This window comes from Lewinellaceae bacterium, from assembly GCA_020636135.1.
GTDB lineage: Bacteria > Bacteroidota > Bacteroidia > Chitinophagales > Saprospiraceae > JAGQXC01.
In genome coordinates this window covers 3,908,638-3,929,869 of record JACJYK010000001.1, presented here as the reverse complement: position 1 = coordinate 3,929,869, position 21,232 = coordinate 3,908,638, and the positions used below count along the sequence as shown (strand labels likewise).

8 protein-coding genes are annotated in these 21,232 nt (G+C 50.1%); all 8 read left to right on the top strand.

Annotation, left to right across the window (positions count from 1 at the left end):
* Position 1 precedes the first annotated feature (1 nt).
* The 8 genes from H6570_15090 to H6570_15055 all read left to right on the top strand — a co-directional run bounded on the left by H6570_15090 (position 2) and on the right by H6570_15055 (position 21,211).
* Complete coding sequence (locus H6570_15090; protein MCB9320606.1) at positions 2–790, top strand: sulfotransferase; 789 nt, start codon at positions 2–4, stop codon at positions 788–790.
* 156 nt (positions 791–946) lie between these two features.
* Entirely contained in the window at positions 947–1,477 is a 531-nt protein-coding gene (locus H6570_15085; protein MCB9320605.1) for a phage tail protein, read from the top strand.
* A gap of 26 nt (positions 1,478–1,503) precedes the next feature.
* Entirely contained in the window at positions 1,504–2,034 is a 531-nt protein-coding gene (locus H6570_15080; GenBank protein ID MCB9320604.1) for a phage tail protein, read from the top strand.
* A 61-nt stretch (positions 2,035–2,095) separates the two neighbouring features.
* Complete coding sequence (locus H6570_15075) at positions 2,096–2,719, top strand: leucine-rich repeat domain-containing protein (GenBank protein ID MCB9320603.1); 624 nt, start codon at positions 2,096–2,098, stop codon at positions 2,717–2,719.
* Between the two features lie 210 nt (positions 2,720–2,929).
* Positions 2,930–7,960, top strand: coding sequence for an HYR domain-containing protein (locus H6570_15070; protein ID MCB9320602.1), 5,031 nt, complete (start codon positions 2,930–2,932; stop codon positions 7,958–7,960).
* Between the two features lie 11 nt (positions 7,961–7,971).
* Complete coding sequence (locus tag H6570_15065; GenBank protein MCB9320601.1) at positions 7,972–10,044, top strand: T9SS type A sorting domain-containing protein; 2,073 nt, start codon at positions 7,972–7,974, stop codon at positions 10,042–10,044.
* 766 nt (positions 10,045–10,810) lie between these two features.
* Positions 10,811–15,760: an HYR domain-containing protein gene (locus tag H6570_15060; GenBank protein MCB9320600.1), complete on the top strand. Its 4,950-nt coding sequence runs from the start codon at positions 10,811–10,813 to the stop codon at positions 15,758–15,760.
* Positions 15,761–16,120: 360 nt separating this feature from the next.
* Entirely contained in the window at positions 16,121–21,211 is a 5,091-nt protein-coding gene (locus tag H6570_15055; GenBank protein ID MCB9320599.1) for a T9SS type A sorting domain-containing protein, read from the top strand.
* Positions 21,212–21,232: the final 21 nt, after the last annotated feature.

Genomic DNA, 21,232 nt, shown 5'->3' with positions numbered 1-21,232 from the left:
TTTGGCAATTAAATATCCGTTGCATCAACTGGAACCCCTACTGGTGGCATCTCCCATTCAGCGGTCTGGAACGACCTTGATCCAGCGATTACTCTCTTCTGCTCCCAATACCTTGATCTATGGCGAATCATGTGCGCATGATATCAATTTAATGCTGGGTTTATGGATTCAAAAGCAAGGGATGTTCGACCATCGCAGTGAGTGGAGAAACAAACAATTGGAGCAGGTATTAGCAGGAGATGTCGATGATTGGATCCCTGATCTTATCCCTAATACTACAGCGTATCTCGCCAACTTTGAATGTTTGATTGCTGACTCGATTGAATTTTATGCCCGATTTGCCCGTGATCATGGCAGAGATCGATGGGGTGTCAAGCTACCGGGATGGAATGCATTTCAGTTGGAAAATATTATGAATTTGATACCTGCCACTAAAATCATTTACATCGTCAGGGACATCCGTGATTGCATTTGTTCTGCAAAAAATGCCTTTATGTGTCAGGACCTGGATGCTATTGCCGAGTTCATCTCCATTTGGCGTACTAATCTTACCCAGGCCAAACAAAAATTAAAATCCTGCCAGGTATTTTGGATTGCATATGATGATCTTATAACACATCCGGAGAAAGTCATCTCCGAATTGGAACAATTTTCCGGTGCGAGTGGCATTAATCTGGACGTGTTGGCGCACCGTATTAATGATTATGACCGTCGACATGTACCGCCTGTTCCACTCACTGCCGCCGAATCGGAATTGATCAGGGATCTGCTTGATCGTGTTCCAATTTAAAAATAGATGGTAATGTCTTAGAAAAAAGCGTAACTTGCTTATCTGCTCAAGAGTAATTTAGGGTGATGGATTTCATTGCCACTTGATGTGTCTCAAGATTTACATTTCATCACTTTCCACATCAATCGATTTCTTCGACCTCAAAATACGAATACAATGACTCCATTTTTAGGACAGATTCAAGCCTTCGGCTTCAATTTTCCACCCAGGGGCTGGGCCTTTTGTGACGGACAGGTTTTAGCGATCTCCACCAACACGGCACTATTTTCTTTATTAGGCACCACTTATGGCGGCGATGGCCGAGTTACGTTTCAACTGCCCGACCTTCGCGGGCGGTCTATTGTGCATGCAGGTACTGGTCCAGGCTTATCTCAAATAAGTTGGGGTGAAAGGGGCGGTCTGGAAAATGTAACCCTGACCACAAACAATATGCCATCCCACAATCACGTGGGTACGGTTCAGTTGGGTGCCGGATTAGCCAATAGCGCTTCCGGGTCAGGATCAAATTTTGCAGCCAATACCGGCGGCAATTCGATCTACAATGGGGGAGCTTTTTCCGGGAATATGGCAAGTGGCAACGTAAGTATTACAAATTCGGGCGGAAGTCAGCCGTTCGGTATCCGCAATCCATATCTTGGTATTTATGTCAGCATTGCGTTGGTAGGTCTATTTCCATCAAGAAACTAATTTTCGAAACTTTTGAATCATTAAATATGACACCATTTATTGGGCAGATTCAACCTTTTGGCTTCAATTTTCCACCCAGGGGCTGGGCCTTTTGTGATGGACAATTATTAGCTATATCGCAATATGATGCCTTATTTGCTCTGATTGGCACTACTTATGGTGGCGATGGTCAAACTACTTTTGCATTACCAAATCTTCGCGGCCGGTCGATCGTACATGCTGGTTCTGGTCCGGGATTATCACCGATAATCCAGGGGCAATCAGCTGGAGTGGAAAATGTAACCCTGACCACAAACAATATGCCATCACACAATCACGGGGGTACGGTTCAGTTGGGTGCGGGATTGGCCAATAGCGCTTCCGGATCAGGATCAAATTTTGCAGCCAATACCGGGGGGAACTCCATTTACAACAGCGGTGCATTTTCCGGTGCCATGATGAATGGAAATGTAACTGTCGCCAATAATGGCGGTAACCAACCGTTCAATATCCGCAATCCATTCCTGGGAATTTATGTCAGCATTGCTCTGGAAGGCATATTCCCATCCAGAGGATGATCTTCAACTGCATACGCTTGTAGAGTCAATAACCAATTAGCGGTCCGAGAAGTGAATACGAATGCACTTTATTATTAAAACCACCCCGGAAGAGTTGATCCGGGCCCGCAATTGGTGGCTTGACCTGGAGATCCAATGGAAGATGGCTTACAATGAAGCCGTTTATGGTAAGGGTCCAACCTTGGAGCCACCCCAAGATGAAGAGCTGATGATCCTCCTGCTGCAAATCGATACATTGCGTTTCGCCGGCCCGTCTGCAGCGCACCCCAATATGAGTACGGTTCTCACCAATCTATCCGGTCTGATACCACTTTATCATTTATCGTATCTCTCCATCTCCAATATGGATATTTCATCGCTGGCACCTTTGCAACAATTTACCCGGATGAAGCATCTGTTTGCCTTTGAGAATAAATTAACCTCGTTGCAAGGGATTGAAGGAATGAAAGAGCTGGAATCACTTTACGTGCAGAACAATGCGATTTCAGACCTGATTCCAATATCAAATCTATTGAATATCAAGACATTATATGTGAACGGAAATAAACTGAAAGACGCCAGGGGGATTACGGAAAACCACGTGCCATCGTTGGAAAACCTCTTCATATTGCCTAATAACGATCTCCCACAAAAAGAAATATTGCGCATTCAGAATGAGTTGGGGCTGATTTGCAGGAGAGGATAATCATAGGACTTTTTTGTTAATTACCGGTTTTATCAATAGGTGATGCGCCAATTTGGGCAAAACTCATTGCCTAAAGGCATTCCATTAGTAATTTTTAAATTTGTTACTAATTCATGCTAAGATGAATAGGTAATACATATTTCCTTACATTTAAGTTATTTATTGATACAGCGAAGTTGCTATCCAGAATTATTGCAAGACGGACCCGATATGAAAAAACCAATACTCTTTATTTTCGCAATGCTATACCTCTGGGATCTATCTGCCCAGACCATCGATGTGAACAGCACTTGTTTCGGAGGTACATTTACTTTTACCTACGATGCGATGAATAGCCCGGATGGATCGGGACGTAACGTATACTATTACGCCATGTCCAGCTTGGAGATCCGGTACAACACGGGTGCATCACAATGGGAGATCCGTGCAAGAGGCGGTAATTTCGACGTTTATTTCACCAACACCTTTGCTTCGTCACCAAATCCTCCGGATAATACCACCTCGACGTGGGTTCCCGATGGTAGCATTTGTACGGACAATCCCACGGTGACCGGCTCCGGCACCCAATCAACGATTGGAACCGATCCTTGTGCGATGCTGGGTGGCGACACCGATATGGACGGTGTGTGCGACGACAACGATGTCTGCCCAGGGTTTGACGATAATGCCGATATGGATATGGACCACATTCCGGATGGCTGTGATCCCAATCCTACCGTGGCCGATGGCGTACTTTTCAATGCACCCTGTCTGGACGCCATGAATCCCATCATCTTCTTATTTGCCGGCATGGATTCGGGCGGGCGCAACATTTACAACAACTTAACCTATCAGGTTGAAATCGCTTACAACCCGATGCTCGGCCGTTGGGAGTTGCGCGCGCAATCTCCGGGCACGGACGTCTATTTTTACAACACCTATGCTTCTTTCCCCAACCCGCCCGACGATGGAACCAGTAGTTGGGTGGGGACCAGTGTATTGATGTGTGATTCAAATTCACCCACGGCTTCCGGCACAGGTACTCAGGACTCTCTTGGCTGTATGATAGCCATTACCAGCTCCAGCAAAGTTAATCCTCCCTGCGGCAATGACGGGTCGATTACCGTCACCGCCAGTGGCGGACAAGGCACGGTCACTTATTTACTTAGTGGTCCGGTCATGGCTACCAATGCAACCGGGATGTTTACCAACCTCCCGGCCGGATTCTACACCTTCACGGCTTCCGACGATGCATTTCCGGATGCAGTTTGTGTTGCTTCGGATACCGTGACCCTGTTTTCTGCGGATACCACCAGACCAGTTGCGGTGTGCCAAAACATCACGGTTTATCTGGATGGTAGTGGTAATGCCAGCATCACGGGTGGTGATGTAGATGGGGGAAGCAGTGATAACTGTAACATTGCCAGTACAATGGTCAGTCCCAGCGCATTCACCTGTGCAAATGTTGGCGGTAATCCGGTTACACTGACTGTGACCGATGCCAGTATGAATTCAAACAGTTGCATGGCTACAGTAACCGTAAGAGATACGACCAGACCAATTGCGGTGTGCCAAAACATTACCGTTTATCTGAGTGGCTCCGGCTCCGCAACGGTTTTTCCCGGAGATGTGGATGGCGGGAGTTCCGACAATTGTGGTACAGGCCAATTAACCAGCACGCCTGCCGTCTTTGGTTGCGCCAATATTGGATCCAATAATGTTAGACTAATCGTAAACGACGTAAACAGCAATTCAAGTAGTTGCACGGCGGTCGTAACCATTTTGGATTCGGTCCGTCCGGTAGCGGTCTGTCAAAACATCACTGTCTACCTGGATGGTAGTGGTAATGCATCTATTACCGGCTCTGATGTGGATGGCGGCAGCTCGGATAATTGTGGGATCTCCACAAGGATTGCAAATCCTGCCAGCTTTACCTGTATAAATCGCGGCAGCAATCCAGTGAGCCTCACCTTACAGGACGCCAGCGGCAATATGAACCAGTGCATGGCCTATGTAACTGTTACCGATTCTGTCCGACCTACCGTCACTTGCCCGGGCACCCAGACCCGGTATATGGATATTAACTGTAATTACAGTGTAGAAAATTTTACCGGATTGGCCACTGCGACCGATAATTGTGGTATGCCTGTGCTAAGTCAATCGCCTTCACCGGGTACGACCTTAAATGGAACTGGTAATACGGTTGTTGCGATGATGGCAGTGGATGGTTCCGGTAATTCAGCAAGTTGCTTAATAACCCTGATTTTGGAGGATACAATACCTCCTAGTATCTCTTGCCCGATGAACTTTTCAAATGCAGTTGTCGGGCCAACCTGTATGAATGCCTTGGCCGATTACACAGGCCTGGCTATGGTCAATGATAATTGCGATCCCAGTGCGGTTGTCACGCAGCAACCAGCTCCCGGCACCCTGACTGGTGTTGGCATGGTACAGGTAACTTTATATGCGACGGATGCATCGGGTAACATTGACAGTTGCGGTTTTAGCATCAATGTAGTAGATAATACCCCACCCACTGCACTCTGCAAAAATATCACGGTTTATCTGGACAACTCCGGTTCGGCCTCAATTAGTCCGATGGATCTGGACAACGGCAGTACGGACAATTGCAGCATTCAAAGCTATCAATCGGGATTTCCATCGGTATCCTGTGCTAATATTGGCCTCATCATTGATTCATTGTATGTAACGGATCCCAGTGGCAATGTTGGCAGATGTGCATCGTACATTACTGTGCGGGATACCACAGCACCGGTAGTAACCTGCCAAAACATCATGGTGGACATCCAGAATACCATGCCCGACCCTTCTGTAACGATCATGCCTGGTGATGTTCAACTGATGGCTCCAACCGATGCCTGCGGAATAGCCAGTACTTACTTGTCTCAATCTACTTTTACCTGCAATGATCTTTGGGACAATTCCATTTATCTGGTTGCGGTTGACAACAATGGGAACCGTGATTCCTGTATGGCAATTGTGACCGTGGATGATCCCAACAGCTTCTGTTGCGATACACCGATGATCACCTGCCCCCCTGACATTACCGTAACCACGGCGCCTTTTGCATGCGTTAGCCAGGTACCCTATGCCGATCCTACAATCGTTAGCAATTGTATCCCGATCGTCACTCGAATCGCCGGACCGGCCTCCGACAGCTTGCTTGACATCGGAACGTACCTGGTGACATATACAGCGAGCAACGCACCCACCAAAAACGATACCTGTTCCTTTACGATCACCGTTTTGGAGAACGGCCAGGCCCAACCTCTGCAATCCACCGCAAAACGGGCGGCAGCAGGCCTGGCGTGCCAGGATCATGTGAACATCAGCCTGAGCAGTGACTGCCAGCGTGTGATCACCGCTCGTGATGTGCTGGTGACAGGTAGCGCCGGTTGTATCGACCGCTACAACTGTGAGGTGTTTATACCGGGATCACTGACACCCATCCCGGGAGCTACCCTGACTTACGAGCACGTCGGTCAGACCTTGACCTATGTGGTGGAAGACATCCAGTCGGGCGGTAAATGCTGGGGTACGCTAAAACTGGAAGACAAACTGGGCCCACAAATTTATTGTCAGAACGATACGATCAGCTGCCTGCAGATGAGCGAGCGGGAAGACCTGGTAGTGATCACGGACCTTTGCCAGCCTTATCCGACGACGACGGATATTCTGGAGAAGCAGTGGACAGATCTGGGTTGCGATGACCGCGAGTTCATCGGTTATCTGGCACGGAAGGTACGTGCGACTGATGTTTGGGGCAACTACGCCGAATGCCGCGATACGTTGTTTGTACGCAAGGAGACGATCGACAGTCTGGTCTGCGGACCGGACACTCTGATCGAGTGTACAACCGAAGTGGTTCGAAACAATAAAACCGTGGAACTGCTCTGGAATACCGGTAAGAACGGAGATACCTATCTGGATGCTCAGGGTTATGCGCACCCATGGCCGACGAAAGGAGATGGTTATTTTCCGGCGCCCTATCTGAAGAGCACGCAACCAGGACAGGAACCTGGTTATTTATTGCCGCTTCATACCGATGCAGGTCCTGATTTTACCAATACTGGCAAATGCCAGATTGTATTTGATTACGAAGATCATATCGTACCGACCTGTGGCAAGTCTTATAAGATCCGCCGGACCTGGCACATCTATGATTGGTGTGGCCGGCGTGATACGACCTGTGTGCAGTGGTTTAAGATTACGGATACCGAGGCACCGGTGATAAAAGAAGCATACCTCAACCCGATCGATGATCATGGAGGCACGAGCTGTGAAGAAGTGCCTGCATCATTGAATCGCCTTGCCCGTGAGAAGGGCGCCCTGGTAGCCTGTGAAGTGTTGAAAGCGGAAGTGGATCCCCACGACTGCAAAGCAGGAGTTACTTTGCCAGACCCGAGAGCGTGGATATTAAAAGACTGTGATGACCAGATAGAGGTCTACTATGAGATTGAATACGTAGATCCATCGCATCCCGGCAAGACACTGCTCGAATCGGGAAATATTGAAGAAGGTAGCACTGCCCATGTCTATCTCCCTGAAGGCTGGCATAATGTGTTGTACCACATCCGTGACCGCTGCTGGAACGAGACCTTGTTACTGCAGGGCATCAGCGTCTACGACAACACGCCACCGACGCCGGTGTGTGATGAGATCACGCAGGTGACGCTGGATCCGGAGAAATGCTGGGCCCGTGTCTATGCGAAAGACCTGGATGATGGCAGCCACGACAACTGCTGTGACCAGTTGCACTTTGCAGTAGCGAGCATGGACAGCATCGAATACTGGCGCAACTACTGGTGGTCATACTATCAGAACTGCCTGGATGAATACGATTTCCATCATTATTATGATGCCATAAATGTGACCATTGAAGACTGGATCAACATGTTTGTCTTCGACGATTATATTGATGTCACGGAATGTGGTAGCGAACAGCTGGTTCTGCGGGTCTATGAAGCGTGTGACCTGCCGGTATACGATCCCCACACTTTCTATGGCGGCGAGCATGAATGGTACTGGTGGAATCTATCGGATCAGTTTGCTGTGTGGTATTACTGGAGGCTGAACGAATACATTCATTACGGAGACCCAAGGCCGACGCTGAGTTGTTCGATACCTGATATTGAACTGGTCTGTCTGCCGTGGGAAGTACCGGTTTACATCGATTGTTATGCCTATAAAGTGAACTGGACCATGGCACCTACCCGGCCTTTATTTGCGCATATGGAATAGAGCCTAATGCAGTGAACGAATGGAAGGGCAGGGTCTTGTCACCCTACCCGGAAGAGGAAAGTATAACCCGTGGGCTAAGTGCCCAGAAGCGGTGGCACTTCCCGCACCTGTACAACGACTGCATGATCGAGGTGATTAAAGACGATAAGACACCACCGGTGGTGGTTGCCCCTGAAGATGTGACGGTGTACTGTGATGGCGTACCTTACTGGTGGGAGCTGACGAAGCCTTATGCCGGAGGCACGAAAACCGCCACGGTGAAAGGGCATGGAGCCTCCTTTACGCATGATGTATGTGAAGGAGAAGATGTACTGGCTACGTATTGCGCAGATCCTTACATCTACCCAGTAGGATGGAATACTTCAGGTGCTCCGGTAGAAGTAACGACGGTATGCTGCGTAGAGATCCCGTGGGATGGCGGCGACTTTGGCTACTATGGCGGTTCGGTCTGCGGCGAGTCCAATTATGCCGGCGGCGTGAACTGCGATGAATACAGCTACTGGTACCACGATCACAACTGGCAGCCGATCTACTGCCGCTTGTGGCTGATGCTGGATAAATACGACAACCCGGACGGTGGACACCCGGATCCGCAAAGTTACTTTGACGAGACGTCGGAAGACTGGGTGATTACGGACAACTGCTGGGCGCCGGAAACGGAAGTGGAATACAGCGGCAGCCTGAATGAATGTGGGGTAGGGACGCTGACCAAGACGGTGACGGCCACCGACAAGTGTGGCAACACGGCATACGACACGCAGACCCTGTATGTGAAGCCACGCTCCGACTTTGAAGTGATCTTCCCGGCAGATGTGGTGGTGAACTGCACGGATCAGGCCAATTTGGCGGCAGACCGTACGGGAGCAGGTTATCCGGAGATTAGCGACGACGACTGTGAGCTGATCGGGGTGACGTACTCGGATGAGCGCTACGATGTGACGGAAGGCTGCTATAAGATCCTGCGGACGTGGAAGCTGATCGACTGGTGTGTTTATTCACCGGATCTGCACAGCCGCTATCCGGATGTGATCGTAGACGACCGTTTGGTGGCCAGTGACAGCAGATGCTGCATCCACCGCAACCTGAAGGATGACGGCGATGGTTACATGACCTATCTGCAGGTGATCAAAGTGATCGACGATGAAGCGCCGGTGATCGTATGCAATGAGCTGGCCGAGACCTGCATCCTGGACAACAACTGCGATGCAGCGACGGTCCGGTATGAGTTGCTGGCCTCAGGCACGGACAACTGTGCTGCAGCGGATGAGATCCAGTACCGCTACACGGTACTGGCCGATGAGACCACTCCGGTAGCTTACGGACAAGGCCATGAATTAACAGCAGAACTGGCGGTCGGCACCTATGGTGTCTGGCTGGTAGGTAAGGACCGCTGTGGCAATGAAGACAGCTGTTATACGACATTTACGATCAGAGACTGCAAACAACCAACGCCTTATTGTTACCATGGCATCGCTACGGTGGTGATGAGTCCATCGGGCGAAGTGGAGGTCTGGGCTACGGACTTCGATGCGGGCAGCTACGACAACTGTACAACAGCCGATAACCTGATCCTGAGCTTTACGGAAGACGGCGAGACTCCAAGTATCACGTTCACCTGTGCGGACATCCCGGATGGACGTTCACAGGAGATCGAGGTGGAGATTTGGGTGATCGACGAGGCGGGTAACAAAGACTTCTGCACGACGACGTTGTTGCTGCAGGACAACACCGGTAATGCCTGCCAGGACAGCAGTCCGTTGACGGAGTCGGGATCCGGAGTAGCATCACCAGGACAAAAGGTAAAAGGAGAAGGGATAAGGACCCCAGAACTCTATCAGAACACGCCGAACCCATTCAGTGGAGAGACGAAGATCGGCTTCTGGTTGCCGGAAAGCATGACAGCCACGCTGAAGATCATGGATGTGACGGGTAAAGAGTTATATAGGGTGACCGGCAGTTATTCAGGTGGAAATCATTTGATTACGTTAGAAGCTGGGAGCATCCCGGAAGTGAAAGGGGTGTTATTTTATCAGTTGGAAACTAAATCCGGGGTGATCAATAAACGCATGGTAAAGGTGGATTAACCTATCCGGTTCGACATAACCGACTATTGAATAAATAAAATAAAGCAGTCATCTCAATTTGGGATGACTGCTTTGTTTTTATGCGATACTAAGGAGTGACTTTGAAATGATCTTTTGCACCGGTGGGGCGGTGAACAACTGCAAACCAGGCAGCAGGTAATACGGGACTTGGATATCCGGAGACCAGTAACAACGACCGCGAGGCGATCAGGGTGACTTACAGTGATGTGACTATGATTTGATGGAAGTGTGTAGCAAGATATTGGGGTGTGGTACCGGAACTTTTAAGGCTACTAGCTACAAAAGGATGGACTTTCATACCCTTTCTAAATCTACTCATATATATAAATTTTATATGTAGAAAGTATTTTTGGGCATCAAATTAGTGATTAGCAACAATTTGTGTAATTTCGATTACTGGAAAACCAAAACTACATCGATGAACCATATTTACAAGAATTCCCCAATTGGGTTGTTGTTAAGTGCAATTTTTATATTAATAACTGCATTTAATAAGAACAGTGAAGAAAATTTCAACAATACTTCCCGAGCAGCATTTGACGCGCCACCCTTAATAACTATTGATTCGCAGGTTTTCAATTACTCTGGAACGATAGACAATTTCGTTGTTCCAGATGGGGTCACAAGTTTAACGATAAAAGTTAGAGGGGCTCAGGGAGGATCTGTTTCGACTTCTTGTAGTGCTACTGGTGGCCTTGGAGCTGAAATGATCGGGGATTTTGCAGTTACTCCAGGTGAATCTCTGATGGTTTTGGTTGGTCAGCAAGGACTTTCAAACCGCTCCGATGCCGGTGGCGGTGGTGGTTCATTTGTAGTGGGCTCCGGCAATACACCTTTGATCGTTGCGGGCGGTGGTGGTGGAGCCACCAATAATATTTCGCAATGCGGTTCCAATCTCAATGGTATTGATGCATCCATCACTACAAGCGGAACAGCCAGTGCGAATGGACTGGTGGCCGGAGGAACAGGTGGAAATGGTGGTGGTGCAAGTTCAGGATCTGGCGGCGGTGGTGGCGGATTTTTTACCGATGGAACAGCCGGAACAGGGCTTGCAAACAATAATGGAAAATCATTCTTACATGGTGGCATTGGCGGTACTGGGAATAACAACGATTTTGGCGGATTTGGTGGTGGTGGTGCCGGATGGTTTACCGGTGGGAATGGCGGCGGCGGCGGAGGATATTCCGGTGGTGGTACCAGTGGTTCTCAACCCTATAGCGGCGGTGGCGGCGGTGGCTCTTTTAATGCCGGAACAAACCAGGTGAATATTGCAGGTGTTCAAAGCGGTAATGGAAAAGTGGTTATTTGTTGGGTCATTGTGGATTGCGACACACCTAGCATTACGTGCCCATCAAATATTACGATTATGGCCAATCCGTTTGCCTGTGAGGTGCCAGTGAGTTATGCTGACCCAACAGTGGAAAGTGATTGTGTACCAACAATAACCCGCATAGCAGGACCGGCTTCAGGAAGCCTTCTGGATCTTGGAACTTCTGTTGTGACGTTTGTGGCCAGTAATCCGCCTGCAAATAACGATACTTGCTCCTTTACGATCACCGTTTTGGAGAACGGTCAGGGCCAGCCCCTCCAATCCACGGGTAAACGAGCTGCAGCAGGATTGGCCTGTCACGATCATGTCAACATCAGCCTGAACAGTGACTGCCTGCGGACGATCACCGCAAGGGATGTGCTGGTAAGCGGTAGCGCTGGCTGCATCGATCGCTACAATTGCAATGTATTTTTGCCGAATGGATTAACCCCGATTCCTGGAGCTACCCTGACATACGAGAACGTCGGTCAGACCTTGACCTATGTGGTCGAAGACATTCAATCGGGTGGCAAATGCTGGGGTACGTTGAAGCTGGAAGACAAACTGGGCCCACAAATTTATTGTCAGAACGATACGATCAGCTGCCTGCAGATGAGCGAGCGGGAAGACCTGGTGATGATCACGGATCTTTGCCAGCCCTACCCGACGACGACAGATATCCTGGAGAAGCAGTGGACGGATCTGGGTTGTGATGACCGGGAATTCATTGGTTACCTGGCACGGAAAGTAAGAGCCACCGACGTGTGGGGCAATTACGCCGAATGCCGGGATACGCTGTTTGTACGCAAGGAGACCATTGACAGCCTGGTCTGTGGTCCGGATACGCTGATCGAATGCACGACCGAAGTGGTCCGCAATGGCAAGACCGTGGAATTATTGTGGAATGCCGGCAAAAACGGCGATACCTATCTGGATGCCGAGGGTTATGCCCATCCGTGGCCGACAAAAGGAGATGGCTATTTCCCGGCTCCCTATCTGAAGAGTACGCAACCAGGACAAGATCCCGGATATTTATTGCCTCTTCATACCGATAGTGGTCCGGATTTCACGAATACCGGCAAATGCCAGATTGTCTTTGACTATGAAGATCACATTGTTCCTACCTGTGGCAAATCCTATAAAATCCGCCGGACCTGGCATGTTTACGACTGGTGCGGCCACAGCGATACGACTTGTGTGCAATGGTTCAAGATCACGGACACGCAGTCACCACAGATTGACCCGGGCCATTTGAACATCTTCGATAACCTGGTGAGTTCAGCGGATCAGATCCACGCATGTGACTTTGTTCCGGAGTCGGTGATCCAGGAAGCCAGAAGTAAGCAGGCCTGGTTGGCGTGTGAGGTGCTGGAAGCAGAAGTGGATCCGCACGATTGCAAAGCAACGGTTATCCTGTCTGATCCACGGGCCTGGGTTCTCAAAGATTGTGATGATCTCCTTGATGTCTACTACGAGATCGAATATGTTGATCCGACCCATCCGGGGAAGGTGTTGCTGGAATCTGGAAATATCGCTGAAGGGGAGACGGGTCATGTTTACCTGCCAGCTGGGTGGCATAATGTAGTGTACCACATCCGTGACCGGTGCTGGAACGAAACATTGTTGTTGCAGGCCATCAGCGTGTACGACAATACCCCACCGGTGCCGGTATGCGACGAGATCACCCAGGTGACCCTGGATCCGGAAAAATGCTGGGCCCGCGTTTATGCGAAAGATCTGGATGATGGGAGCCATGACAACTGTTGCGACCAGCTGCATTTTGCTGTTGCCAGCATGGACTCGATCACCTACTGGCGTCAATACTGGGAGGATTATTATGCTTCCTGCCTGGATCCCTACGATTATCATCATTACAATGATCTCATTCAACAGACCATTGAAGAATGGATTAATGTCTTTGTGTTTGACGATTACATTGATGTGACGGAATGCGGGAGCGAGCAATTGGTGTTGCGGGTGTATGAAGCTTGCGATGTACCGGTGTATGATCCGCATATCTTCTATGGTGGAGAACACGAATGGTATTGGTGGCATCTTTCAAACAATTTTGCCCGCTGGTATTACTGGCGACTGAATGACTACATTCATTATGGAGATCCTCGCGCTGCATTGACTTGTACGGCTGAAGTCCTAACGCCGGCTTTGCCTGCTGCTGCGGATCCGGTTGCTTACAACATCAGCGAATGGGATATACCGCTAAGCATCGGATTATGTGCCTATCCCATCAGTTATCTGGAACAACATGGCAGCTTCCCATCGGGAATCTGTGCTTACTTTATTCCGGATGATGCGGCAAGGAAGGAATGGGAGTCAAGAGTGCGTAGCCCATATCCAACTGATGTTATTGTATTGGAAAGTCTGTCGGAAAGTAAACGGCATCATTTCCCCCACCTGTACAACGACTGCATGATCGAAGTACGTAAAGATGATAAGACGCCACCGGTGGTGGTAGCTCCTGAAGATGTGACAGTGTACTGTGACGGTGTTCCCTACTGGTGGGAACTGACGAAGCCCTATGCCGGAGGTACGAAGACAGCCACGGTTAAAGGCCATGGCGCCTCCTTTACGCATGATGTATGTGAAGGAGAAGATGCCTTACAGACTTATTGTTCCAGTCCGGACGTGTACCCGGAGGGGAAAAATACATCCGGAGACCTTGCTGAAGGGCCTGTATGCTGTGTGGAGATCCCCTGGGATGGCGGAGACTTCGGCTACTACGGAGGCTCGGTCTGCGGGGAATACAGCTATGCCGGTGGGGTGAACTGTGATGAATACAGTTACTGGTATCACGATCACAACTGGCAGCCCATCTACTGTCGGCTTTGGCTGATGCTGGATAAATACGACAACCCGGACGGTGGACATCCGAACCCGCAAAGTTACTTTGATGAGACGGCGGAAGACTGGGTGATCACGGACAACTGCTGGGCTCCGGAAACGGGAGTGGAATACAGTGGCAGCCTGAACGAATGTGGGGTAGGGACGCTGACCAAGACGGTGACGGCTACCGACAAATGTGGCAACACCGCGTACGACACGCAGACCCTGTATGTCAAGCCACGCTCCGACTTTGAGGTGATCTTCCCGAAAGATGTGGTGGTGAACTGCACAGACCAGGCCAATTTGGCGGCAGACCGCACGGGAGCGGGTTATCCGGAGATCAGCGACGACGACTGTGAGCTGATCGGGGTGACGTACTCGGATGAGCGCTACGATGTGACGGAAGGCTGCTACAAGATCTTAAGGACGTGGAAGCTGATCGACTGGTGTGTTTATTCACCGGATCTGCACAGCCGCTATCCGGATGTGATCGTCGACGACCGGTTGGTAGCGAGTGAAAGCAGATGCTGCATCCACCGCAACCTGAAGGATGACGGAGATGGTTACATGACCTATCTGCAGGTGATCAAGGTGATCGACGACGAAGCGCCGGTGATCGAGTGCAATGAGCTGGAAGAGACCTGCATCCTGGACAACAACTGCGATGCAGCGACGGTACGGTATGAGTTGCTGGCTTCAGGCACGGACAACTGTGCTGGAGCGGATGAGATCCAGTACCGCTACACGGTATTGGCCGATGAGACCACTCCGGTAGCTTACGGACAAGGCCATGAATTAACAGCAGAACTGGCGGTAGGCACCTATGGTGTCTGGCTGGTGGGTAAGGATCGTTGTGGGAACGAGGACAGTTGTTACACAACCTTCACGATAAGAGACTGCAAGAACCCTACACCCTATTGTTACCATGGCATCGCTACGGTGGTGATGAGTCCATCGGGCGAAGTGGAGGTCTGGGCTACGGACTTTGATGCGGGCAGCTACGACAACTGTACGACAGCCGACAACCTGATCCTGAGCTTTACGGAAGACGGCGAGACACCAAGCATAATATTCACCTGTGCAGACATCCCGGATGGTCGTTCACAGGAGATTGAAGTGGAGATCTGGGTGATCGACGAGTCCGGCAACAAGGACTTCTGCACGACGACGTTGTTGCTGCAGGACAACAGTGGCAATGCCTGCCAGGACAGTAGTCCGTTGACGGAGTCGGGATCCGGAGTAGCATCTCCGGGACAAAAGGTAAAAGGAGAAGGGATCAAGACGCCAGAGCTGTACCAGAACACGCCGAACCCATTCAGTGGAGAGACGAAGATCGGATTCTGGCTGCCGGAGAGCATGACGGCGACCCTGCGGGTGATGGACGTGACGGGTAAGGAGCTCTACAGGATGAGTGGGACCTATTCAGGTGGTAGTCATTTGATCACCCTGGAAGCTGGTAGTATTCCAGAAGTGAAAGGCGTGTTGTTCTATCAGCTGGAAACGGAAAGAGGCGTATTGAATAAACGAATGGTCAAGGTGGATTAACCGATGCTGATCGACCGAAGGGAGCGTCAGTAGAAACGGAGAAAGGGGTTTGAATAAACGAATGGTCAAAGTGAATTAATAGGGATGCTGACAATGCGCCAGCATTCGTCAGTAGGATGGTCGTAAGGATATACCCAATAATCAAGCAAAGCAGCCATTTTCAGGATAAATGGCTGCTTTGTTGTTTTATGTATTTGATCGTGAACTTTCTCTTCCCTGGTGAGAAATTGAGGTCACTAACCGACCCTTCTTTCATTTTTATCACTCGTTAAAGTACATTAATACATATATGTTGCCTTATATAAGGTGGCATTGGTTATTTTAGCCACGGCAACGAATTTGAAAACCAAGACAACACCGATGAACCATCTTTACAAGAGCATTATTGCCTGTATTTTAGTGATTACAGGCGGTTTACTTGCTTCATCCTTTACAGCAGATCACTCTGGTGAAAAGCTACGCTCAAGCTATTATCCCGATAATTTTGTTGCAACAATTCTTGATTCCCAGGTATTCAATTATACCGGCGGAGTACAGAATTTTATTGTACCACCCGGGATAACTTCTGTGACCATCAAGGCATGGGGAGGATCTGGCCAGCCTATGACCGTAGAGCAATATTCACCCAGCGTCGGTGGATTGGGAGGATATGCTACCGGAGTGCTGGCTGTCAACCCCGGAGATAATTTAATAGTTTATGTAGGTGGTTCAGGTGCTAATGGTATAGGTGGATTCAATGGAGGCGCAGTGGGTGGTTATGGCACTCCATCCGATGGATTAGCTGGCTTTGCGGGCAGTGGAGGTGGTGCGTCTGACATAAGGACCGGTGCCGGTGCTTTGGCGGACCGGATTATTGTGGCTGGCGGCGGCGGCGGTGGTGGCCGCGATTATGTCAATGGCACTTGCCAGCCTTGTGGAACAGGTGGAAATGGAGGCGGCGGCGGTGGACTGATCGGTGAAAACGGTGCCGACCCGGCCGACCCCTCTTACGGTTATTATTTTAATCCCGGTTCTGGTGGCAAAGGAGGGACTCAGATCGGGGGTGGAGCTGGTGGTGATGGTCCCCAAGGGCCGGATGGTATTCCCGGTACCAGTGGCTCTGGTGGAGTAGGTATTGATGGGAGTTATAGCATGGCTAGCGGCGGTGGAGGAGGTGGATATTTTGGAGGCGGCTCCGGTGCAGGTGCAATGATAGGGTCTGGTGTGGCAGGCGGTGGTGGAGCAGGAGGTTCTTCTTATATTGGAGGCGTAACTGCAGGAATTACCCAACCCGGTGTTCGTTCAGGAGATGGGTTGGTGACCATATTGTGGGATGTGGATGCACCCGATGCTTCTGCAGGAGTTTCGTGCCAGGATCACGTCAATGTAAGTTTGAATACGACTTGTGCTCGGGAGGTTACTCCAAATGAGGTGCTGACTAGTGCCAGTGCCGCCTGTGTAAGTTGCTATACCCTTGAATTATTCATGCCAAATACAACGGTCCCGGTACCCGGGTCCATACTAACCAACGAACATATTGGAGCTACTTTAACGTATGTAGTTCGCAACATCTATTCAGGAGCGAAATGCTGGGGAACCATTCGATTGGAAGACAAACTTGGACCGCAGATTCAGTGTGTCAACGATACCATCAGCTGTTTGCAGATGAGTGAACGGGAAGACTTGGTCGTATTAACGGATGAATGTATGGTTTACCCGCCATCTGAAGAAATTTTAGAGAAACAATGGACTGACCTCGGATGTGATGACCGTACCTTTATCGGTTATCTATCCCGGAAAGTAAGAGCAACTGATGTTTGGGGTAATTTCAACGAATGTCGGGATACCCTGTTTGTACGGAAAGAGACCATTGACAGCCTGGTCTGCGGACCGGATACCCTGATCGAATGCACGACCGAAGTGGTCCGCAATGGCAAGACTGTAGAATTGTTGTGGAATACCGGCAAAAACGGCGATACCTACCTGGATGCCGAGGGATATGCCCATCCCTGGCCTACGAATGGATATGGCTATTTCCCGGCGCCTTATCTGAAGAGCACGCAACCAGGACAAGATCCCGGCTATTTATTGCCCCTCCACACGGATGCAGGGCCTGATTTTACCAATACGGGCAAATGCCAGATCGTCTTCGACTACGAAGACCACATCGTGCCTACTTGCGGGAAGTCTTACAAAATCCGCCGGACCTGGCATGTGTACGATTGGTGCGGGCACCGCGATACAACTTGTGTGCAATGGTTCAAGATCACGGATACCACGGCTCCGGTTATTGAGAGTAAATATCTGTACGCAATGGGCAATGAGTGTCCTGATGTGCCGAGAGTACTTCTTGATAAATCGGCAAGCCTGGAAGCTTTGACGGCATGTGCTATCCTTGAAGCCGAGGTAGATCCTCATGACTGTAAGGCAACGGTCATACTACCAGATCCACGTGCCTGGGTCTTGAAAGATTGCGACGATGTGCTGGATGTCTACTATGAGATTGAATACGTAGATCCGACCCATCCGGGAAAGGTGTTGCTGGAATCCGGAAATATCGCAGAAGGGGAGACGGCTCATGTATACCTGCCGGCTGGCTGGCACAACGTAGTATACCACATACGTGACCGGTGCTGGAACGAGACCTTGTTACTGCAGGGCATCAGCGTCTACGACAATACGCCGCCGACACCCGTGTGTGACGAGATCACCCAGGTTACCTTGGACCCGGAAAAATGCTGGGCTCGAGTTTATGCGAAAGATCTGGACGATGGCAGCCACGACAACTGCTGTGATCAGTTGCATTTTGCAGTAGCCAATATGGACAGTGTGATCTACTGGCGCAACTACTGGCAATCCTATTTCAGTTCTTGCCTGGGAGCTTCCGAATACCAGGCCCAAAAGGATGAGTTGAATACTTTTATCGAAGAATGGATCAATGTTTTCGTTTTTGACGATTACATCGATGTTTCGGAATGTGGACGGGAACAATTGGTTCTACGGGTGTATGAGGCCTGTGACCTGCCCTTATACGATCCACATACTTTCTATGGTGGCGAGCACGAATGGTATTGGTACAATCATTCGGTACTGTTTGTAATGCATTACTTGTGGAGACTGGATGAATACATTCATTATGGCGATCCCAGGTTTAACTTTACCTGCGTGGAATCCACGAATGGTACCGATATAGGTACAGATTTACCATTAGGAGCTGTTTTACATCTTTATCAACACATTTATGTCACTCCTGAACTGACTAATTCCGGGTATTCAGAATGCGCTACTTCAGGTCTGCCCAGTTCTACGATCCTTGGGTATTATTTCCCGAAGTTGGAGCAAGCGCATGCAGGTACGGAAATGTCACTATGTACCTGGACGATATCAACAGATGCAGCTAAAGCAGACTGGACCAGTCGGGTTTACGAACCATATCGAACCGAGGCAGAGATCACCGCGAGACTTAATTTGACTACATTGTTTTACACGCCGGTTCGGTACAATGATTGTATGATCGAAGTGATCAAGGACGACAAAACGCCGCCGGTGGTGGTAGCTCCTGAAGATGTGACGGTTTACTGTGACGGTGTACCCTATTGGTGGGAGCTGACGAAGCCTTATGCCGGAGGTACGAAGACAGCGACGGTTAAAGGCCATGGCGCCTCCTTTACGCATGATGTATGTGAAGGAGAAGATGCACTGGCTACGTATTGCGCAGATCCTTACATTTACCCAATAGGAATAAACACTTCAGATGCGCCGGTTGAAGTAACGCAGGTATGCTGCGTAGAGATCCCCTGGGATGGCGGAGACTTCGGCTACTATGGCGGGTCGGTCTGCGGTGAATACAGCTATGCCGGTGGAGTGAACTGCGATGAATACAGCTACTGGTACCACGATCACAATTGGCAGCCCATCTACTGCCGCTTGTGGCTGATGCTGGATAAATACGACAACCCGGATGGTGGACATCCCAATCCGCAAAGCTACTTTGATGAGACGGCGGAAGACTGGGTGATCACGGACAACTGCTGGGCACCGGAAACGGAAGTGGAATACAGTGGCAGCCTGAACGAATGTGGGGTAGGGACGCTGACCAAGACGGTGACAGCTACCGACAAATGTGGCAACACCGCATACGACACTCAGACGCTGTATGTGAAGCCACGCTCCGACTTTGAAGTGATCTTCCCGGCAGATGTGGTGATGAACTGCACCGACCCGGGCAGCCTGGCGGCAGACCGTACGGGAGCAGGTTATCCGGAGATCAGCGACGACGACTGTGAGCTGATCGGGGTGACGTACTCGGATGAGCGTTACGATGTGACGGAAGGCTGTTACAAGATCCTGCGTACCTGGAAGCTGATCGACTGGTGTGTTTATTCACCGGATCTGCACAGCCGCTATCCGGATGTGATCGTCGACGACCGGTTGGTGGCCAGTGAGAGCAGATGCTGCATCCACCGCAATCTGAAGGATGACGGAGATGGTTACATGACGTACTTGCAGGTGATCAAGGTGGTGGATGATGAAGCACCGGTGATCGTATGCAATGAGCTGGAGGAGACCTGCATCCTGGACAACAACTGCGATGCAGCGACGGTACGGTATGAGTTGCTGGCCTCAGGCACAGACAACTGTGCTGCAGCGGATGAGATCCAATACCGCTACACGGTATTGGCCGGAGAGACGACTCCAATAGCTTACGGACAAGGCCATGAATTAACAGCAGAACTGGCGGTAGGCACCTATGGTGTCTGGCTGGTAGGTAAGGACCGTTGTGGGAACGAAGACAGCTGCTACACAACCTTCACGATAAGAGACTGCAAGAACCCTACACCCTATTGTTACCATGGCATCGCTACGGTGGTGATGAGTCCATCGGGCGAAGTGGAAGTATGGGCTACGGACTTTGATGCCGGCAGCTACGACAACTGTACGACAGCCGATAACCTGATCCTGAGCTTCACGGAAGACGGCGAGACACCAAGTATAACCTTCACCTGTGCGGACATCCCGGATGGTCGTTCCCAGGAGATTGAAGTGGAGATCTGGGTGATCGACGAGTCCGGCAACAAGGACTTCTGCACAACGACATTGTTGTTGCAGGACAACACCGGCAATGCCTGCCAGGACAGTAGTCCGTTGACGGAGTCGGGATCCGGAGTAGCATCTCCGGGACAAAAGGTAAAAGGAGAAGGGATAAGGACCCCAGAACTCTATCAGAACACGCCGAACCCATTCAGTGGGGAGACGAAGATCGGATTCTGGTTGCCGGAAAGCATGACGGCCACGCTGAAGATCATGGACGTGACGGGCAAGGAGCTCTACCGGGTGACCGGCAGTTATTCAGGAGGTAATCATTTGATTACGTTAGAAGCTGGTAGCATCCCGGAAGTGAAAGGGGTGTTATTTTACCAACTGGAAACCGAAAAAGGGGTATTGAACAAACGAATGGTGAAGGTGAATTAGCCAATGCTGACCGGTGCTGAC